We start from the raw sequence: 19,526 nt of genomic DNA on the forward strand, positions 1-19,526 counted from the left end.
GCCCGCTCACCCGATGACGGCGCGCGGCGGAATCTCTTCGAATCCGCCGCGCGCCGCCCGGCATGGGCGGCTGATATGAGAAAGGCGGTAGGCGATGTCAAGCGGAATCGATGCAGCGGACGTGAAGGAAATCCAGCATTCCGCACCCGGTCCGGATGCGAGGGAATGTCCTGACGCCACGGCCGCTCCGCCCACGTTGCCAAGAGGTACCCGTGTCCTCGGAAAAAGTGTGTGCGCCGTGGTGGTCCTGTGCATGGTGGCGAGTGTCGTCCATGTGCTTCTGGTGTTTCTCCATGTCGCACCGGCCAACACCGTCTCCAAGCGATACGGCTCGCAGATCAATGCATGGGTTTTCCCCTTCTTCGAACAGAATTGGCGGCTTTTCGCCCCGGATCCGGAATCCGTCAACCGGCAGATTCTGGCGAGAACCGCCCACACCGCTTCCGATGGATCGGTTGAGGTGAGCCCCTGGCTCGATCTCAGCGCCACGGACGGCTCCGCGGTCGAACATCAGGCGTTTCCGAGCCACACGGCGCAGAACATGCTGCGTCGCGCCTGGTCGGGCTATGTCGACTCGCATGGCGGGGACGACAGGGCGCGCACGGAACGTGCCGTGATGATGCGGACGTATCTGACCAACATCGCCGCGGACCGCCTCGCCGCCCATGAAGGCGATCCGTTCGACTTCGTCCAGCTCCGCGTCGTCACGCTGCCCGTCGCCGCTCCCGGATCAGCGGGCGCTCGCCCGCCGAAGCCGTCCGAGAACCGGCTCCTGCCCTGGTGGAAGGTGACCCGCCATGCCGAATGAGACGCAGGGGACGGCGCTGCCCGGCGCCGGCGAACGGCTCGGCCGCCGGATCACCGCGGGGTGGGACCTCCTGACCGGGCGGCCGGTGTCCCTGTACGCCGCGTCGGTGCTGCGCATCGGCTACGGGCTGCTCTACCTGGTCTTTCTGCTGCGTGAGTTCCCGCACCGGGACGAGATCTGGGGCCCCGGATCCCCCTGGACGCCCGCCCTGGCCCGCGAGCTCTTCGAACAGACGGGCTGGGTCAGCGTGCTGGCTCTGTCGGACAGCCGGGGGTACTTCGAACTCTGCTACGTCCTGGCCCTCGTCGTCTCCGCGCTGTTCATGCTGGGCTGGCGGACCCGTGTCATGTCCGTTCTCTTCGCCGTCGTGGTGACCTCCTTCCACGCCCGCGCGATCTTCATGACCGACGGGGGTGACAACCTGCTCCTGCTGATGGCCCTCTACCTCGTCCTCACCGCCTGCGGCCGGCGCTGGTCCCTGGACGCGCGCAGACTCAAGGCGAAGCCGGTTCCCGCCGACAGCGCGCCGCGACCGCCGGGAAGCCCCCTCACCCGGCAACTCCGCGACGGCCGGAGCATCTTGGTCACGGCACTGCACAACTGCGGCATGTTCCTCATCGCGGCGCAGGTCTGTCTTCTCTACGGATCAGCCGGCCTGTACAAGGTCCAGGGCAGTACCTGGGGCAACGGCACCGCTCTCCACTACGCCCTGAACCTCGAACTCTTCCGGCCCTGGCCCGTGCTCTCGCACTTCGTCGACGAGCACACGCTCGTGATCGCCATCGCCGGCTACCTGACCGTCCTGCTGCAGGTGGCCTTCCCGTTCGTGCTCTTCGGCAGGCTCAAGTACCCCGTTCTCATCCTGCTGCTGGGCATGCACATCGGCATCGCCGTGCTCATGGGACTGCCGCTCTTCTCCGGGGCGATGATCGTCGCCGACGCGGTGTTCCTTCCCGACCGCTTCTACACCCTTCTGCCTCGCCTCGGCCGACGCGTGATGCGGCGGACGGCCGGCAGCGGGCCGGTACCGGCACGAGCGGCAGGCGCCGGAGCCGTCCCGGCGCAAGGCGGGCCCGGCGGCGCACTCGGCTCGAAGCACCCGGTCGTGCTTCCCGCCGAGCGGAAGGACACCCATGACCGCCCGGAGACCGCGTCCCCCCGGCTCCCTGCCAAGGGATCCTGACAGAGAACCCGTGCGGAGGGCGTCCCCCGGCGCCCTCCAAGGGGAGCCCGGTCACGGCTGCTGCTGCTCGCGGGCGGCCGAGGCCTGCCGGGTGTCCGCGCCGGAGCTGACGTGCCGCTGCGTCTCCTGAGGGCCGTGCCAGTCCAGGCACACGACGGTGGCGTCGTCTTCGAGCGGGCCGTCGGCGGCGTCCCGGACCGCGGCCGTCAGCGCCAGCGCGGCCTCCCGCGGGTGCAGGTCCCGGGTGCGCTCCAGCAGGTCGGCGAGGTCGACCTTGGCGCCATGACGTTCGACCATGCCGTCGGTGAACATGAGCAGGCGGTCACCGGGACGCAGGTCGACATCCTGGACGCGGTAGGGACGGGGCGCCAGCACGGACAGGCCGAAGGGGTGATCCACCTCGCAGGTGATCACCTCCACCGTCCCGTCGCGCATGCGCAGCGGCCACGGGTGACCGGCGTTGACGAGCCGGGCCCGCCCGGTGCGGAGATGGACGTGCAGCAGCTGCCCGGTGGCGTGCCCGTGGCCGTGATCGGCCAGCGCCTGGTCGGCCCGGCGGGCCTGCTCGGCCAGGCCGGCTCCCGCGCGGCGGGCACCGCGCAGGGCGCTCACCAGGACCGTGGCGGCCCGGGCGGCATCGATGTCGTGTCCCATCGGGTCGGTCACCGACACATGCAGGGTGTCGCGGTCCAAGGTGTAGTCGAACGTGTCGCCGCTGAGGTTCTCGGAGGGCTCCAGGCTCCCGCACAGCGTGAACTGCGCGGCTTCGCAGGACAGGGACGGTGGCAGGAGCTGGTACTGGATCTCCGCTGCCAAGGTGGGCGGCACCGAGCGCTTGCCCCAGGTGTAGAGGTCGGTGAAGCGCCCGTTGGCGATCATGATGTAGGCCAGGACGTGGGCGGCTTCCCCGACCGCGTCCAGGACGTCCTCGCCGGGGTCGACCGGCAGGAGCAGTTCCAGCAGTCCCATCGCGTCGCCCCGGTTGGTCACCGGCATGATCACACGATGCCCCTGGCCGGTCGCCTCGTGATACAGCCGCTGGGTACGGATCACCTCCTCGTAGACGCTGCCGAACAGCGGGATCCGTTCCGCCTCCCGGCCTCCCGTCGCCGGGGCGGTCGACAGCCGCGCCACGGCCTTTCCCGTCAGATCCACGATGAGGAAGGAGACCCTTTCCGCCTGGAAGCGCTGCCGCAGGTCCTCCGCGACCACGTCGGCTGCGTCGACCGGCGCCGCCGTCTCCGCTGCCGTCAGCAGCCGGGGAAGCTCACTCTGCCCACCACTCACGACCGCGGTCCCTTCCGCCGGCCCCCTCGCTACCAGCTTGGGAGCCTCCGTGGTGAGCGTCAATCCGCGGACGGTCACGCGATGGCACCACGCCGAGCGTGCCGCGGCACGGGACGCCGGGTGGATCACGATCGGTGGTGCTGGGCATCCGGGGACCCACCCGGGACTTCTAGGCGGGGACCCGGGCGTTCCGGAGCGGCGCTCCAGCCTGATGGAGACTGACGAGGGCCAGCCGGTAGGAGGCGATCAGCCCGGTCTCCACGTACTCCACGCCCAGGTCCTCGCAGTAGCGCCGGACGGTGCTCCGGGCCTTGCGCAGGTTGGGGCTGGGCATGCTCGGGAACAGGTGGTGCTCGATCTGGTGGTTCAGCCCGCCCAGCGCGATGTCGGTGAGCCGGCCGCCGCGCACGTTGCGTGAGGTGAGCACCTGGCGGCGGAGGAAGTCCGGGCGGTCTTCGCCCGTGAGGATCGGCATGCCCTTGTGGTTGGGCGCGAAGAGGGAGCCGAGGTAGACGCCGAACAGGCACTGGTGGACGGCGAGGAAGGCGAACGCCGTACCGGGCGGCAGCAGCCAGAACAGGACGCTCAGATAGACGGCGAAGTGCCCGAACAGCAGCGCCCCGTCGAGCCCCCGGTGCTTGAGCGAGCGATTGGCCAGCGCCTTCACGCTCGACACGTGGAGGTTGAAGCCCTCCAGTGTGAGGAGCGGGAAGAACAGGAACGCCTGCCGGCGGCCGATCAGACGGGGGAGCCCCTTGGCGGCCCGTGCCTGGTCCTGGGACCAGACCAGCAGGTCGGGGTCGAGGTCGGGGTCGAGTTCCTCGTGGTTGGGGTTGGCGTGGTGGCGGGTGTGCTTGTCCTGCCACCAGCCGTAGCTCATCCCGATACCGGCACCGGCGATCCGTCCCGACACCTCGCTGGCCCGGCGTCGGCGGAACACCTGGCGGTGGGCCGCGTCATGCGCGAGGAGGGCGACCTGGCCGAAGACGACGGCCAGGAAGGCAGCGACCGCAAGGGTCCACCAACTGTCGCCGAGGAGCGCGACGGCGGCCCACCCACCGGCGTAAAGCGCGGTCACGACCGTGATCCGCAGTGCGTAGTAGCCGGGACGGCGCCCCAGCAGACCGGCATCGGCGATCTTTCTCGACAACCGGGCGAAGTCACTGCCGGGCGCCTGCGAGGGCGGGGGGAGGACCGTGGTGTTCGTGGTCATGATGGTGACGCTCTCTCCGAAGAGGGCAGATGGCGCCGTCCCGCGGCCGCTGAGACCGGCCGCGGACAGCGACGCGTTTCCTGCGTCATCGGCCGGCGGCCGCGCAGGCCCTCTTCTCCCTACGAATTCCCTGCCAGGCAGGTCTCACACCGCGTCAGCACAGGGCTTCCGGGATGGTCCGCGCGCACCGCAGCCCGCAGGCGGCCGGGCGGGCCGTCGACGCGATGGTCTTCTGCCCTGCCTCCGTCTCCCGGCTCCTGCCGGCGGGTCAGCGTGATCCCCTGCGGCGCCGGATCAGCAGAGGGACAAGGAGCAGGAGCGCGAAGAGCACGGCGATCACGGCGGGTCCGGCCGTGTCCAGACTGTCGGCGACGGTTCGCTGGATGTGCGCCGCCGCGTCGATGACGGGGTCGGTGGTGGCAGGGTCGCGCAGGGCGCGGATCTCGTACCAGCCGTAGTAGGCGACGTAGGCGCCGGCCAGGAGGAGCAGAGCGCCGCCGAGGCGCGGGGCTGTCGCGCCGAGGCGGCGCAGCCGGGTGACGGCGGTGGTGCGGGTGAGGGCGACGGTCAGGGAGGCGGCGCCGACGATCAGGCCCATGCCCACGGCGTAGGCCGTGAACAGGGCGATGCCTTCGCCGGTGGAGCCGCTGCGGAAGGCGGAGACGACGATGGCGAGGAAGGGTGCGATGGTGCAGCCGAGGGAGGCGGTGGCATACGCCATGCCGAACAGCGCCATCGAGGGCACGGACCGCGTGACGGTGGGGGCGCGGCGGAGTTTCGGAGCCATGGCGGGCAGTTGGCGGCCCGCGAGGAGCCATGCCCCGGCGGCGGTGATGAGCAGGCCGAAGACGATGGTGAACCAGGGCAGGTGCTGCTGGATCTGGCCGGCGACGGGCTGGATGACGAGTCCGAAGAGGCCGAAGAAGGCGGCGAAGCCGAGGGTCATCGCGGCGGTGGCGGTGAGTGCCCGGCCGACGGCGACGCCGCGGCGGGGCGTGTCGTCGCCGAGGACGAGCAGGGACAGGTAGGCGGGCAGCAGGGCGAAGCCGCACGGGTTGACGGCGGCGAGCATCCCGGCGCCGAGCGCCAGGGCGAGAGGGAGTTCGGCCATGGCGGGTCAGCCGGTGACGGCGGCGACCTTCTCCGCCAGGCCCTTGCCGCCGGGGAGGACGCCCTCGTGGACGGTCTTCCCGTTCTTGTCGAGGATCACGTAGTGGCTCTGCTGGGTCACCTCGAACCGCTTCCACACCTCGCCGTTCTCGTCGGACAGGTGCGGGAAGGAGCCGGTGCCGGTGTCGGCGACGAAGTCGCGCATGGCGGAGTTCTTGTCCAGGCCCGCGACGCCGACGACGTTCGCCCGGCCCTCGTAGGCGGCGGCGACCTTGGCGGTCTCGGCGGCCTGCCCCTTGCACGTCGGGCACCACGGCGCCCAGAACCACAGCACGGTGGGCTTGCCCGCGAGGGTCTTCGCGTCGAACGGCTTGCCGTCCACGGTGGTGGCGGTGAAGTGCAGCGTCTCGGGAACCTCCGCGTCCTGGGACCCGCTGCCGCTGTCGTGGGAGCCGGCGGGGGAGGACGCCTTCGACGTGGAGGCACCCGTGCCGTCGGCGGACGCCGAGCCGTCGTCCGAGCCGCATCCGGTCAGAGCGAGGAGGGCGGCGGCGAGGGCGGCCGGGAGGAGAGTACGGGCGCGCAAGGAGGACTCCTGGAGGGTCGGGACCGTTGGTGAGCGTAGTCGCGGCGGCTCGAGCGGGCAGCAAACCGGGGGCTTACAGATCGGTGACGTCGGCCGGCGGCGTCCCTGAGCCGTTCGAGGCCGGGGGCCCCGGCCTACGCGCCGGTCGTCCGCCACAGCGTCCGGTTGCCGCCGACCGTCCGGGGTGGGTCCATGGAACTGTCGCCGGGGATTCGGGGCAGCGCATGGGCATCGATGTGACGGTGGAGCGGGTGATCCCGCTGCCGTGCGAACGGGTGGCGGCGTACGCCATGGACTGGCGCCACGATGCCGAGTGGACGCAGGGCATCCGGACGGCGCGGCTGACGCGGGAGGCCGATGCGGGCGGGTTCGGGGCCGGGGCGGAGGTGACGCGGACGGCGTACTTCCTGGGCAGGCGGATCGACTACGTGCTGCGGGTCGCCGCCTACGAGCCGCCGGGGTTGCTGGACATGGTCTCGGTGGCCGGCCCGCTGCCGATGCACGTGACCTACACCTTCGAGCCGCTGCCGGACGGCGGCACGCACGCCCGGATCCGTGTGCGCGGTGACGCCTCCGGCCTCTACCGGCCGGCGGGGCCGATGATGGGGCGCAAGGTGCGCTCGTCGCTGGTCAAGGATCTTCGGGACCTTGAGCGGCAGGTGAGCCGGCGAGCGGGAGGATGAGGGCGGTCATGGCGTTCGACGAGGGGCTGGCGGAGCGCGTGCGCGCCCGGCTGGGTGCGGATCCGGGCGTCACGGAGAAGCGGATGTTCGGCGGGCTGGCGTTCCTGCACGAGGGCAACATGGCGGTCGGGGTGATCGGGGACGAGCTGATGGTCCGGGTCGGCCCGGACGCCACCGAGGCCGCCCTGGCACGGCCCGGGACGCGGCCCTTCGACTTCACCGGACGCCCGATGCGCGGCTGGGTCGTCGTGGCCGCGTCCGCCGTGTCCGAGGACGAGGCCCTGGCCGGCTGGATCGACCAGGGGCAGGCCTTCGCGGCGAGCCTGCCGCCCAAGTAACCCCTGTCAGCGGCAGGCTCCTCCGCTCCTGGTTCCGTTGCCCCGGCGTGCGCTCGGCGAGCAAGGCGCGTAGCGGCATTCAGCCACCGACGACTCCGGCGTCGATGCGCCGGCCACGCGACGTGTCCACGACGACGGGGATGCCGTCCGGGATCCGTCCCTGGAGCCGGTCGAGCAAGGCCTTGACCGGCGGAAGGTCTCCAGGGGTGCGGACGTGCACGTACATGGTCCGGGATGTCGCGTCGACACTCGTGACGGACGCGCCCGGCACTTCCGCGAGCCACTGTTCGGCGGTGTCCTTGGTCCGGCCGGTCCAGGTGTCGAGCAGGAGTGTGATCGTGGTGTTGGCCGCCAGCGGTACGAACACGATGACGAACAGCAGGGCCATGGCCGCGTACGTCCTGCGGGCGGGCCGTCCGCTCGCCCTGTCGGCCTGGGTGCCATAGCCGAGCGTGGCGAAGACCACCATGCCGCCGAAGACCAGCGCGAAGAAGTTGGACACGAACAACACCAGCGCCCCCAGCGCGAGCCAGCCCGACAACTGGCCCAGGCACACTCCGGCCACCACCAGGGGCGGGACGAGGGAGATGGCGATCGCGACCCCGGGCAGCACGGCGGCGACGTCCCGCCGGGCGAGTGCCACCGCGCCGGCGAAGCCTGTCGCCAGGGCGGCGACCAGGTCCATCAGACCCGGTGACGTCCGTGCCGCGATCTGGCTGTTGGAGAGCAGGTCGTAGTCGCCGGGGAGCACCGTTGAGAAGAGCATCCCCGTCACGATCACCAGCGAGCAGGCGAAGAGGACGGTCCTGGCCGCTCCGGTGCGGCGGCGCTGCACCGAGCCCAGCGCGATGCCCATGATCGGTGTGGCCAGCGGCGCGATGATCATCGCGCCGATCACGGTGGCCGTCGAGTCCGTGAGAACCCCACCGGCCGCGATGACCGACGACAGCGTCAGCATGGTCCAGAATGCCGAACGCTTGGAGGTGGTGTCTCCGGACGACAGGTCCAGGTCCTGTGTCAGTTCGTTCAGCGTGCGGCGCTGGGCGGTCGGCAGGACACGGGCACGAACTCCGTTGAGCATTCCCTCAAGGAACCACGACCGGCGTGATCCCGGCCTGCGGGACACGGTGCACGTGATCGATCCGGGCCGGAGCGGGTGACGCCGGGCCCTTCCCGTGCGGACGGCCACCGGAATGCAGGCACTGCCAGGCCCCCCCGGACCCCGCCGGAGAGCCGGCTCTCGAAGGAGCTCTCACTAGAGTGCGATCCATGGAACCCCCTTGGCTCTCCCCCGAGGAGCAGCGCGCCTGGCGCGCCTACCGCGACCTCAGCCTGGTGCTGGAGGACGCTCTCGACCAGCAGTTGCGGCACCAGGCCGACCTCAGCCACCTGTACTACTCGGTGATGGTGTTCCTCTCGGAGGCTCCCGAGCGACGGCTGCGCATGACAGACCTCGCCGAACAGCTGAAGATCGCCCGGACGCGGCTCTCCTACACCGTCAGCCGCATGGAGGAGCGTGGCTGGGTGCGCCGCGAGGGCGCGCCGGGGGACGGGCGGGCCCAGCTCGCCGTGCTGACGGACGAGGGGCTCACCGCACTCGAGCAGGCCGCTCCCGGCCACGTCGCCACCGTCCGGGCTGCCGTCTTCGACCGGCTGACGCCCGAGCAGGCGCGGGCCTTCGGTGAAGCGTGCGAGATCATCCTCACCGGCCTCACGGGCCCGGACCGCCCGGAGTTCCCCGCCGCTCCCCCCTGGCGCCGCTGACCTCCCTCCAGGGGCAGGGGCGAGCCTGCCGCACTCCCCTCCCCTCCCCGCCCCTCCCCGACCGACTGCCACTGCCTGACCATCCGGGCACTCATCGCGCGATGTTGCAGATTTGCAATACCGACTCTAGGGTGCAAGCAGATGCTTGAAGCATCAAGCTTCCCCTTCTTGTCCCCACCACGAAGGAGCCGAGTGTGAAGTCCCCCCGCAGGGCATGGGCCGTCGCCGCCACCCTGAGCGTCCTGGCCGCGAGCGGCGCCACCGTCGCCGCCGCCACGCCCTCCCCGAAGCCCGCCCCCAAGCACACGCGTGAGGAAGACCAGCTGCGGAAGCTGTACAAGGAGGCCGTGGCCGAGGGCGGCCGCCTGGTCGTCTACGCCGGCGGTGACAAGCCGGGCCAGGCGGACTACCTCAAGGACGCGTTCGTCAAGAAGTTCCCCCAGATGAAGGTCGACATCGTCGTCGACTTCAGCAAGAACCACGACGCCCGCATCGACAACCAGGTCGACGAGCACCACGTGGTGGCCGACGTCGTCCACCTCCAGACCGTCGACGACTTCCCGCGCTGGAAGAAGGAAGGAGTGCTGCAGAAGTACAAGCCGGTCGGCTGGAACAAGGTCTTCGACCAGATCAAGGACAAGGACGGCTACTACACCGGCCTGTTCTTCTTCGCCTTCTCCAACGTCACGGCCACCGAGCTCGGCGACCACGCGCCCGTCGAGGCCGAGGACTTCCTCAAGCCCGAGTTCAAGAACAAGCTCGTCTTCACCTACCCGAACGACGACGACGCCGTCCTCTACTACTTCAAGCAGCTCACCGACAAGTACGGCTTCGACTACCTGAAGAAGCTGCTCGCCCAGAACCCGAAGTTCGTCCGCGGCACCCAGGACTCCGCCGACCTGGTCGGCTCCGGTGACTACGTGGCGAGCTTCGGCACATCCGGAGGCGTCCCGGGCGTCGCCGAGACCACCCTGCCGAAGAAGTCGCCGTGGGTCGCCTGGCCGCAGACCGGAGCCATCCTCAAGCAGGCCCCGCACAAGGCCGCCGCCAAGCTCTACCTGAGCTGGCTGCTGTCCAAGGACGCCCAGCGCGACTCCATCGGCACCTGGAGCGCCCGCACCGACGTCGCCGCGCCGGCGGGCCGCAAGGGCATCTTCGACTACGCGAACATGAACCCGCTCGGTCTCGGCGCGTTCATGAGCGACCGCACCGCCCTCGACCGCTACAAGGCCCGCATCAACCTCTATGTCGGCGACGTCAAGGGCGTGAACCCCTCCGACCCGCAGGGCGTGCTCGGCCTGCACCCCGTCGACCAGGACGGCACCCAGGGCTGACTCGGTGCCGGCCACGGTCCGCTGCGGCCGGAAGAGCCGGCCGCGGGCACGCCGTGGTGGAAGGGCCCGGTCAGAGCCACCGGACCGTCCGCGTCACCCGGGTCACGACCGCCGCGTAGCCGACCCCGACCACGAGAGAGGCGAGCAGGGCGGTGACGGGGAAGCGCTCCTGCAGGTAGGGGTAGACCTGGTAGTGCGTCAGGTAGATGTAGAGGGAGCTGCTCGCCAGGACGCCCGCGAGTGCGCTGAGCGGGCCGAGGCTGGGCAGGGCCGGTACCCAGATCAGCAGCCCCAGCCCGACGATCACGGTGGCCGTGCGCACGGGCTGGTCCTGGAACAGGCCGGGCACGGTGAGCACCAGCACCGCCGTCAGCAGTGCCCGTTGCCGCACGGTACCGGCCCGCGCGGCCGCCCACCCCAGCGTGAACAGCCAGAAGACCACGGTGGGGCTCAGCTGGGGGCGGGCGGACGCCAGGTGCAGCAGGTCGTAGCGCCCGACCAGGCCGACGGCCGTGAGGGCCAGCGGCACGCCGAACGCGTACCGCCGCTCCAGCCGGTCCAGCAGCGGTACGGCCAGGAGGGCGGCGAGCACGACGAGGAAGTAGACCAGGGCCTCCACGAACCAGTAGGCCCAGTCGAAGCGGTCGTTCCCCTGGTCGAGCAGACTGTTGAGCAGCACGGCGTTGGCCGGGTCGAGGAAGTCGGTCAGGAGTACGGCGCCGGTGATCCACACCATGCTCGGGACCGCGATGCGGGCGATGCTGCGCCACAGGCGCCGAACGCGCTCGCGGCGTCCGGCGCCGGTCAGCTGGAAGCGGGCGAAGTTGTAGCCCGCGACACCCATGAGGATGTGGGCGAAGCCCTTGATGTCGAACACCTGGACGTGCGAGCCGGCGATCAGGACGATCCCGACGGCGCGCAGGGCGATGCCGGTCTCCAGCGTGCGGCGGGTCCTCCAGAACTCCGGTGTGGTCCAGGAACGCAGCGCCCCCCGCGGCCCCGGGGCCGGCCGGGCCCGCCGCGGCTCCGGCCCCTCCTGTTCTCCCGGTCCCGCCGCCGCGGGCGCCGCCATGGCCCGCAGCTCGCGGATCGTCCTCGTGTGCCAGTCGGCGGGCAGGTGGCCCAGGGCCTCCTCCAGGCGCAGGGACATCTCGACGTAGCACAGTGAGTCGCCGCCCAGGCCGGTGAAGCTGCTGTCCTCGGTGACGTCGGCGCGGTCGAGGATCTCCGCGTAGACGCGGCGGAGGTCCTCCCCGGCGCCGGGTGCCGTTTCCTCCACGGGGCGAGTCGCCCGCCGCACGGCCTCGTAGTCGGGCTTGCCCGAGGCCAGGCGGGGGAGCCGGTCGAGGACCTGCACCCGCACGGCGCGGGACGGGAGCCCGCAGTCCTCCGCGACCAGCCGCCGGATCCCTGCCTGCTCACCGGCGCCCCCGAGCGCGGCCACCGCCAGGGCCTCCCCGTCCCCCGCGCAGTACGCGGTGACCCCGTGCTCCTCCAGCAGGGACTCGACGCGCTGCGGATCGATGCGCAGCCCGAGGATCTTCGCGAAGCGGCTGCGGCGGCCCACGATCTCGTACAGCCCGTCGGACGCGCGCCGGGCGAGGTCCCCGGTGTGCAGCTCCTCCACGGTCCGGCCGAGGGCGAGGTCGGCAGGGCTCCCGGCGTAACCGAGCATCACGTTCGGCCCCGAGTAGACCAGTTCACCGACGTCCGGACCGTGACCGTCGACCGGCCGCAGCCGGAAGGAGCCGCCCGGTATCGGCACCCCGACGGCCTCGGGGCGCCCGGCGGCGAGATGCGGCGGGAGGTAGGCCATGCGGGCCGTGGCCTCGGTCTGGCCGTACATCACGAACAGCTGCCAGCCGGAGCGGCGCCCCGACTCGGCGTACCGGGCGACGCGTTCCGGAGCGAGCCGGCCCCCGGCCTGGGTGACACGGCGCAGGTGCGGCAGTTCCATCCGCTCGAAACCGACCCGGTCGAGCAGGTCGAAGGTGTACGGCACCCCTGCCAGCGAGGTGCCGCGGGCGGCACGGAACTCCTCCCAGAAGGCCGGCTCGGACACCGACCGCTCGGTCAGGACCAGCCCGGCGCCGCGCAGCAGATGGCTGTGGACGACGGAGAGGCCGTAGCAGTAGTGCATGGGCAGCGTGGTGGCCGCCCGGTCGGTGTCGCCGAGGCCGAGGTACGCGGCGATGGACTCGGCGTTGGCCTGCAGGTTCTCGTGCGAGAGCCGCACCAGCTTGGGCGAGCCGGTCGAGCCGGAGGTGCTCAGCAGCAGGGCGAGGTCCGGGTGGAGGGTGTGGACGCTGCCGCGGTGCCTCTCCTCGAGAATCCACGTCCCACCGGCATCCGGGCGGGCCACGACGTCGGGGTCGTACGCCTGCGACAGCGAGCGGATCGTGCTCGCGCTGTCGCCGGGGACGAGCAGGACGGGGTGACCGGCGGACAGAGCGGCCAGATGCGTGACGAGCGCGTCGGTCCGATTGGCCCCGGCCAGCAGCACCAGCCGCCGTACCGGCCCGAGGCGCTCGGCGGTGGCGGCCACCCGCTCGGCCAGTTCGCGGTACGACAGCTCTCCCTCCGGCGTGATGAGCGCGACCCGGTCGCCGTGGGCGGCGAGCCCGCGCGCGAAGGGCACGCCGTTCGGCCGCACGGACCGCACGGGCTGCGCGGGCAGCAGACGCAGGGGGGACGGAGCCGGGAGGGGCTCGGAGGGGTGGAGCACGGGGCGCGCCCTTTCCGCGGCAACGTCCGCTTCAGCACGGAACCCTTGACGTTTAGGTAAGGATTACCTTATTCATAACAGGGTCATATTCAAGCCACAGAAGAGTCACAGGACCCGCTTCGCCGCCGCTTCCCGCCGACAGGACCGGCAGTGGCGCGAAGGCGAGCTCCGCAGGAAGGCACACACCATGCGACGCCCCTCGGTTCGCCGGACGACCGCGCTGGTAGCGGCCGCTCTGCTGCTCCCCGCCCTCGCGGCCTGCGGCTCCGGCGACAAGGACGGCGGGGGCGAGGGCGACGCCTCCTCCCTCGTCATCTACTCCGGCCGCAACGAGAAGCTGGTCAAGCCACTTCTGGACAAGCTGGAGAAAGCTGTCGGCGCCGAGGTCGAGGTGCGGTACGGCGACAGCGCGGAGCTCGCCGCCCAGATCCTGGAGGAGGGCGACCGTACCAAGGCCGGGCTGTTCTTCTCCCAGGACGCCGGCGCGCTGGGCGCCCTGTCCAAGGAGGGCATGCTCCAGAAGATGCCCGCGGCCACCCTCGACAAGGTCGACGAGGCGTACCGCGGCTCCGACGGCGACTGGGTCGGTCTCTCGGGACGCGTCCGGGTCATCGCGTACAACCCGGACAAGGTCGCCGAGGGCGACGTCCCGGACAGTGTCTTCGACGTGGTCGAGCCGGAGTGGAAGGGCAAGGTCGGCTTCGCGCCGACCAACGCCTCGTTCCAGGCCTTCGTCACCGGCATGCGCGTCCTCGAGGGCGAGGACGCCACCCGCGAGTGGCTTCAGGGCCTGAAGGCGAACGGCGCCAAGACGTACACCAACAACCTCGCCACCCTGGACGCCGTCGAGTCCGGCGAGGTCTCCCTCGGCCTGGTCAACCACTACTACTGGTACGAGCGGGTCGCCGAGAAGGGCGAGGACGGGGTCGACGCCGAGCTGCACTTCCTGCCGGGCGAGGACCCCGGCGCGCTGATCAACGTCGCCGGCGCGGGCATCCTCGCCGACAGCGGACAGCGCGAGACCGCGCAGAAGGCCGTGGACTACCTGCTGTCGGAGGAGGCGCAGACCTACTTCGCGGACGAGACCAAGGAGTACCCGCTGGCCGCGGGCGTCACCAGCACCGTGGAGGACCTGCCCGCGCTGGAGTCGCTGGAGTCCCCCGACATCGACCTCGGCAAGCTGGAGTCCCTCCAGGAGACGCTGGCCGTGCTGCGGGACGTGGGACTGGTCTGACCCGCCGTGCCCACCTCACCGCCCACCTCGCGCCGCCCGGCCGGAGCCCCCGCCCCGGACGGGCGTGAGCGCGGGGCGGACCGGGGCCGCCCGGTCCGCCCACCGGCGCCCCGCGCGCCCGGAAGGACGCGTACCGCCGGCCGCAGGCCACCTCTGGTCCTGCTCGTCCCCGCCTGCGTGGCCGCCCTCTTCGCCCTGCTGCCCCTCGGCTACCTCGCCGTCCGCGCCCTGGAACGCGGCCCCGCCTTCGCCTGGGACGTCGTCGCCGACGCACGCACCCTGCACCTCCTCGGCCGCAGCCTCGGCCTGACCGTCGTGGTCGTGGCGGCCTGCCTGGTGCTGGGAGTGTCGCTGGCCTGGCTGACCGTGCGCACCGCGCTGCCCGGAGCCCGCGCCTGGTCGGTGCTGGCCACGCTGCCGTTGGCCGTGCCCAGCTACGTCGCCGCGTTCGCCTGGCTGTCGGCCGAGCCGGGCCTCGCCGGGTTCGGCGGCGCCGCACTCGCCCTGACGCTGGTCAGCTTCCCGTACGTCCATCTGCCGGTCGCCGCCGCGCTGCGGGGCATCGACCCGGCACAGGAGGAGGCCGCACGCTCCCTCGGGCACGGGCCGCTGCGGACGTTCGCCAAGGTCACGCTCCCGCAGCTGCGACCGGCCGCCGCGGGCGGAGCGCTGCTCGTCGCCCTGTACGTGCTCTCCGACTTCGGCGCGGTGTCCCTCATGCGGTACGACACCTTCACCCTGACCATCCACACCTCGTACCGCGCCTCCTTCGACCGGACCCCGGCCGCCGCCCTCAGCGTGGTGCTGGTCGTGATGACGATCGCGCTGGTGGCCGCCGAGGCCCGTACGCGCGGACGCGCCGGGCACGCCAGGACCGGTACCGGCACCGCCCGCCCGGCTCTCCCGGTCGCTCTCGGCCGGTGGCGGCCGCTCGCCCTGCTGTGGTGCGGGGCGGTGGCGGCCACGGCCGTCGCCTTCCCGCTGGGCACCCTCGGGTACTGGCTGGCCGTCGGCAGCTCGGCCGGCCTGGACCTCGGCGGGCTCGCGGAGACGGCCTGGGCGACGTTCGGGGTCGCGGCGGCGGGCGCCGGCCTCACCACCGTCCTCGCCCTGCCGGTAGGAGTGATCGCCGCCCGGCACCGGGGCCGCGGTGCCCGTCTGCTGGAGCAGGCGGCGTACGCGGGGCACGCACTGCCCGGCATCACGGTCGCGCTCGCCCTGGTGTTCTTCGCCGTGCGCTACGCATACCCGCTGTACCAGCAGCTCCCGCTGCTGGTCTGTGCCTACGCCGTGCTGTTCCTGCCGGTCGCGGTGGCCGCCACCCGCGCGGCCGTGCTCCAGGCACCGCCCGTCCTGGAGGACGTGGCCCGCTCGCTCGGGCGGCGGCCGTGGCAGGTGCTGCGCGAGGTCACCGTGCCGCTGGCCGCGCCCGGCGTGGCCGCCGGGGCCGCGCTCACCTTCGTGGTCTGCATGAAGGAACTCCCCGCGACCCTGCTGCTGCGCCCCACCGGCATGGACACCCTGGCCACCCGTTTGTGGACCGAAACCGGCGCCGGCTCCTTCGCGGCCGCCGCCCCGTACGCGGCCGCGCTGATCCTGCTGTCCGCCGTCCCCTCGTACCTCCTAGGCAGGCACCGGACATGAACGAACTGCACGTCGAAGGGCTCACCAAGTCCTACGGAGACGGGGAGCCGATCCTGCGCGGGCTCGAACTCACCGTTCCCGCGGGCACCCTGGCCGCCGTCCTCGGCCCCTCCGGCTGCGGCAAGACCACCTTGCTGCGCATCGTCGCCGGGTTCCTGCGCGCCGACGCGGGCACCGTGCGACTCGGCGGCCGGCTCCTGAGCGGGCCCGGCGTCCACCTCCCGCCGGAGCGGCGCCGCATCGGCATCGTGCCCCAGGAGGGTGCCCTCTTCCCGCACCTGAGCGTGGCCCGCAACGTCGCCTTCGGCCTGACCGGCGCCGACCGCTCCCAACGGCGGCGCACGACGGACGAGATGCTCGAACTGGTCGGCCTCGCCGGATACGGCGACCGCATGCCGCACGAGCTGTCCGGCGGCCAGCAGCAGCGTGTCGCCCTCGCCCGCGCGCTCGCCCCGAGCCCCCAGCTCGTGCTGCTCGACGAGCCGTTCAACGCCCTCGACAGCGCGCTGCGGGCCGGAGTGCGGTCGGACGTACGGGCCGCTCTGCGGGCGGCCGGCGCCACGGCGGTCCTCGTCACCCACGACCAGCAGGAGGCCCTGTCCACCGCCGGCCTCGTCGCCGTCGTACGGGACGGCCGGGTTGCCCAGTGCGGCACCCCGCAGGACCTCTACCGGCGCCCCGCGAACCCCTGGATCGCCGGCTTCGTCGGCGATGCCGTGCTGCTCCCCGGCACCGTCGACGCCGACGGCACGGCCCTGACCGCACTGGGCGCCGTGCCCCTCGCCGCGCCGCCCGAGGGTGTACGGACCGGCACGGTCCTGCTCCGCCCGGAACAGCTCCTCCTGACCGGCGCGGACGCCGCCGACTCGGTCAGGGGCACGGTGACCGACGTCGCGTACTTCGGCCACGACGCCATGGTCACCGTGGCCGTCGACGGCCACGACACCCCGGTCGGCATCAGGGTCGCGGGTCCTCTGCCCGTCCGCCCGGGGGAGGAGACGGGGGTCCGGGTCGTGGGGGAGGCCGGCCTCCACCCGTAGTCACGGTCCTCGCAAGCCCTGCCCGTCCCTCCGGGAACCAGCGTCCCGGGCCGTCGCCTTCACAGGCCGCCGGAGGCGCGGTCATGGCTCGCGGTGCGCGGCGCTCGCGGGGGTCCTCGCCAGGTCCAGTGCGCGGATGATGCGGGTCAGATCGGCAGGAGCGGCCGCGAGGTGGACCGGCTCGCCCGCGTCGTCGAGTTCGGCGATGTGCCAGCTTCTGGGGACGGTGTCGCCGTCGCTGCCGCGCAGGCGCCGCACGCCCGTGACGGTGAGCCGCTCCACCGGGATCCGTCGTGCCGCGAACCGGCCCGGGCCGGGGTGGGGCGTGACGGCGGGCGGGCCGCCGCCGAGGACGATGTGGGTGCCGAAGTTGTTCGGGTTGTAGTCGGTGGGCTCCAGGAACCGGGCGGCCAGGAAGACCTCCTCCTCGGGGGGCTCCTGGACCGTTTCGGTCACCGCGCCGTCTCCGGGCGTACGGATGCGGGTCGCGCGCCAGGCCCAGGCGAAGAGGCCCAGCGTGGCCAGGGAACCCGAGGCCGCCCAGGTGAGCGCCACGGGAGAGGACGGCAGGGTCGTGGGGTGGAGGTAGCAGAGCGGCAGCAGCCACAGAGCCGTGGCGACGAGCACGCCCGCGAACGGCAGCGCCGACGGCAGGACCTCGTCGTCGGGCAGTCGGCGCCCGCGCCGGCGCAGCAGCACCCGGGCGCCGGGATAGCCCGCGCCGAGGGCGCACCCGGCCGCGATGACGGCCAGCTCTCCGGCACCGGTGAAGTGCTCGCGCCACACGTGGTGTTCTCCGGTGACCTCTCTCACCTGGCGGCGCCAGACGGTGACCTCGACGCGGTCGCCGGGCCGGAACCCCTGGGCTCCCTCCTGCGAGACGGAGAGCCGCTCCAGCGGCCGGCTGTCGGCGAAGTACAGCCAGCTGCGCTGTTTCCCCGTGCCTACCTCGGTCCGGGTGATCACGGCCGGCAGGGTGGTCAGGCACTGGCCGCGTTCCGCCGCGGGCGTCTCGGCCGTGCACGGGACAGCCGACGTCCACGCCTGCTTCTCCGATTCGACGACCGGCACGAACCAGGCGGCCAGGCCCGCGCCCGCGAGCAGCAGCGCGCACAGGCTCAGCGACACGGCCGAGCCGCGCCCGGCGGTGCGGTACGAGATGACGGCGACGTGGCTCGACTCCGGGGCTCCGTGACGGCGGTGCAGCGCGCGGAGAGCGTCGAGCTTCGCGTCGAAGGCCGGCCGGTCGTCGTAGGACCCGCTCAGCGGCAGCGGAAGACGCCGTGTACGTCCGTCGCGCAGCATCACGCTGATGCGGTGGATCTCCTGTCCGTGGCGCCCGTACTGCACGTATACGCGCAGGTCGGCGACGTCGCGCCACGGCACGTTCAGGCGGCGCAGCAGCGTCCGGGAGCGCAGGCCGTACGCGTCGGCGCTCACCTGGGCGGTGGCCCCGTAGAGGCACGCGAAGCCCACCAGCGCCACGAACAGGCCCAGGTACGCCCACCCGTCCACGAGCCCGCCCCAGTACGCCATGCGCACCACGGCAAGTCCCGCCCCGGCCGCCCCCAGTCCGACGAGGAACCACAGGAGGCGGGTCTGCAGGGGACGGCAGGTCACTTCTTGGCCGCTGGTCATGCGCGGAATCCTGCCATCGGCCGGGCCGCACCTGCTGGTGCGGTGCCCGGCAGCTTTCCGGCCCGTACGGCTGCCGGATCGCGTACGCGTATACGGAACCGTGACCGTCCCGCACGCCCCTCGCCCGCAACCTCTGAGCTGACCCGGGTGTCCAGTACCCCGACAGGCTCGCTCGAAGAAGGGACCCCCATGCCCGGTCGCAGAGGTACGTCGGTGATGGCGGTGCTGGGCGGGATCCTGGTGCTGGCAGGGTGCCAGACGTCAGGCTCCCACGCCGGCGCGGGCGCCCCCTCCTCGTCCCCACCCTCCGCGCGTGTCTCCGACCCGGCGGGCACCCCTTCGAACGGCGCTGCCACCACGCCCTCGGCATCCGACACCAACACGCCCACGGGTCCGGCCACCACCACGCCGTCGCCCGCCTCTGCCGCCCCGGTCAGGGCCACCTCCCCCACCCCCTCCGGAACCCCTCCCACGTCCGCGAACCCCGACTGCCGCAATCTGACCGTCAGCAGCGAAGTGAAGGCCGCCGTGACGAGGGCGTACCAGCGCGGCTTTCCCCGCTTCGTCCACGTGCGGCCGGTGCCGCACCAGTTCTTCTACGGCCGGTGCGGCGGCGTCCGCTACGCCGCCACCCGCTTCGAGGCCACCCCCGGTGCCACGCACGAGGAACTCGTGGGCATGCAGGACGAGGGCAGCGCCACCAAGTACTTCCGCAGCGCTGCCGGGGGCGGCTGGATCTACGTCACCAGCGACGGCTCCCCTCGTGGGCCGCACGGCTGCGGTGACGTCCCGCAGATTCCCGAAGCCCTGTCCGCGGCCTGGGGGAACTGCCCGGTCGCGCGGTGAGCGCAGTCCGGGCGCATCGCCATGCTCCGCGGCTGGGCACCGAGCAGGGCGCGCACTCGGTGGTCCCCGGCGCGGATCCGGGTGCAGGGGGTC

The 19,526-nt window shown here is 72.2% G+C and carries 17 protein-coding genes; 10 read left to right on the top strand and 7 right to left on the bottom strand.

All coding sequences use genetic code 11. From position 1 onward, the window contains the following. Positions 1–253: 253 nt before the first annotated feature. Entirely contained in the window at positions 254–808 is a 555-nt protein-coding gene (locus ACFU3E_RS06695; RefSeq protein WP_384153075.1) for a DUF5819 family protein, read from the top strand. After that, positions 798–1,991: an HTTM domain-containing protein gene (locus ACFU3E_RS06700; RefSeq protein WP_384153078.1), complete on the top strand. Its 1,194-nt coding sequence runs from the start codon at positions 798–800 to the stop codon at positions 1,989–1,991. The genes ACFU3E_RS06695 and ACFU3E_RS06700 overlap by 11 nt, the downstream gene beginning before the upstream one ends. A gap of 51 nt (positions 1,992–2,042) precedes the next feature. Here ACFU3E_RS06700 and ACFU3E_RS06705 read toward each other — a convergent pair whose 3' ends face one another. From ACFU3E_RS06705 to ACFU3E_RS06720, 4 genes are all read right to left on the bottom strand, one after another. After that, on the bottom strand, positions 2,043–3,278 hold the full coding sequence (locus ACFU3E_RS06705; RefSeq protein WP_384153081.1) for a PP2C family protein-serine/threonine phosphatase: 1,236 nt from the start codon (positions 3,276–3,278) through the stop codon (positions 2,043–2,045). 169 nt (positions 3,279–3,447) lie between these two features. Then, entirely contained in the window at positions 3,448–4,491 is a 1,044-nt protein-coding gene (locus ACFU3E_RS06710) for a fatty acid desaturase family protein (protein ID WP_384153084.1), read from the bottom strand. A 268-nt stretch (positions 4,492–4,759) separates the two neighbouring features. Beyond that, positions 4,760–5,602: a cytochrome c biogenesis CcdA family protein gene (locus ACFU3E_RS06715; protein WP_384153087.1), complete on the bottom strand. Its 843-nt coding sequence runs from the start codon at positions 5,600–5,602 to the stop codon at positions 4,760–4,762. 6 nt (positions 5,603–5,608) lie between these two features. Further along, complete coding sequence (locus ACFU3E_RS06720; RefSeq protein ID WP_384153090.1) at positions 5,609–6,187, bottom strand: redoxin family protein; 579 nt, start codon at positions 6,185–6,187, stop codon at positions 5,609–5,611. A 224-nt stretch (positions 6,188–6,411) separates the two neighbouring features. Here ACFU3E_RS06720 and ACFU3E_RS06725 point away from each other — a divergent pair, with 224 nt between their 5' ends. Together ACFU3E_RS06725 and ACFU3E_RS06730 are read left to right on the top strand one after the other, a co-directional pair. After that, positions 6,412–6,870, top strand: coding sequence for an SRPBCC family protein (locus ACFU3E_RS06725; RefSeq protein ID WP_384153093.1), 459 nt, complete (start codon positions 6,412–6,414; stop codon positions 6,868–6,870). A gap of 8 nt (positions 6,871–6,878) precedes the next feature. Further along, positions 6,879–7,208, top strand: coding sequence for a TfoX/Sxy family protein (locus ACFU3E_RS06730; RefSeq protein WP_384153096.1), 330 nt, complete (start codon positions 6,879–6,881; stop codon positions 7,206–7,208). Between the two features lie 79 nt (positions 7,209–7,287). Here the strand turns inward: ACFU3E_RS06730 and ACFU3E_RS06735 are convergent, their stop codons facing one another. Further along, positions 7,288–8,289: a TIGR00341 family protein gene (locus tag ACFU3E_RS06735; RefSeq protein WP_384153099.1), complete on the bottom strand. Its 1,002-nt coding sequence runs from the start codon at positions 8,287–8,289 to the stop codon at positions 7,288–7,290. Positions 8,290–8,477: 188 nt separating this feature from the next. Between ACFU3E_RS06735 and ACFU3E_RS06740 the strand changes: the two genes are divergently transcribed. Both ACFU3E_RS06740 and ACFU3E_RS06745 read left to right on the top strand, forming a co-directional pair. After that, positions 8,478–8,972, top strand: a complete 495-nt coding sequence (locus tag ACFU3E_RS06740; protein WP_384153101.1) for a MarR family winged helix-turn-helix transcriptional regulator — start codon at positions 8,478–8,480, stop codon at positions 8,970–8,972. Between the two features lie 194 nt (positions 8,973–9,166). Beyond that, positions 9,167–10,306, top strand: coding sequence for an ABC transporter substrate-binding protein (locus ACFU3E_RS06745; RefSeq protein WP_384153104.1), 1,140 nt, complete (start codon positions 9,167–9,169; stop codon positions 10,304–10,306). 70 nt (positions 10,307–10,376) lie between these two features. Here ACFU3E_RS06745 and ACFU3E_RS06750 read toward each other — a convergent pair whose 3' ends face one another. Next, positions 10,377–13,031 (bottom strand): AMP-binding protein, encoded by a 2,655-nt coding sequence (locus tag ACFU3E_RS06750; protein ID WP_384153107.1) that lies wholly within the window; start codon positions 13,029–13,031, stop codon positions 10,377–10,379. A 187-nt stretch (positions 13,032–13,218) separates the two neighbouring features. Between ACFU3E_RS06750 and ACFU3E_RS06755 the strand changes: the two genes are divergently transcribed. From ACFU3E_RS06755 to ACFU3E_RS06765, 3 genes are all read left to right on the top strand, one after another. Continuing rightward, a complete protein-coding gene (locus ACFU3E_RS06755; RefSeq protein ID WP_384153111.1) occupies positions 13,219–14,265 on the top strand; it encodes an iron ABC transporter substrate-binding protein in 1,047 nt (348 codons plus the stop codon). 177 nt (positions 14,266–14,442) lie between these two features. Then, positions 14,443–15,909, top strand: coding sequence for an ABC transporter permease (locus ACFU3E_RS06760; RefSeq protein ID WP_384153114.1), 1,467 nt, complete (start codon positions 14,443–14,445; stop codon positions 15,907–15,909). Continuing rightward, the gene (locus ACFU3E_RS06765) at positions 15,906–16,949 is read left to right on the top strand and encodes an ABC transporter ATP-binding protein (RefSeq protein WP_384153117.1); all 1,044 of its coding nucleotides are present in this window, start codon (positions 15,906–15,908) and stop codon (positions 16,947–16,949) included. Before ACFU3E_RS06760 ends, ACFU3E_RS06765 begins: the two co-directional genes overlap by 4 nt. 81 nt (positions 16,950–17,030) lie before the next feature. On the opposite strand, the gene ACFU3E_RS06770 is transcribed toward ACFU3E_RS06765, so the two are convergent. Continuing rightward, positions 17,031–18,587 carry a PH domain-containing protein gene (locus tag ACFU3E_RS06770; RefSeq protein ID WP_384153120.1) on the bottom strand — a complete coding sequence of 519 codons (1,557 nt, stop codon included), beginning with the start codon at positions 18,585–18,587 and terminating at the stop codon, positions 17,031–17,033. Between the two features lie 189 nt (positions 18,588–18,776). Between ACFU3E_RS06770 and ACFU3E_RS06775 the strand changes: the two genes are divergently transcribed. Next, on the top strand, positions 18,777–19,433 hold the full coding sequence (locus tag ACFU3E_RS06775; RefSeq protein ID WP_384153123.1) for a hypothetical protein: 657 nt from the start codon (positions 18,777–18,779) through the stop codon (positions 19,431–19,433). Positions 19,434–19,526 lie beyond the last annotated feature (93 nt).

The sequence above is a fragment of the Streptomyces sp. NPDC057424 genome, assembly GCF_042803315.1.
Taxonomy (GTDB): Bacteria; Actinomycetota; Actinomycetes; order Streptomycetales; family Streptomycetaceae; genus Streptomyces.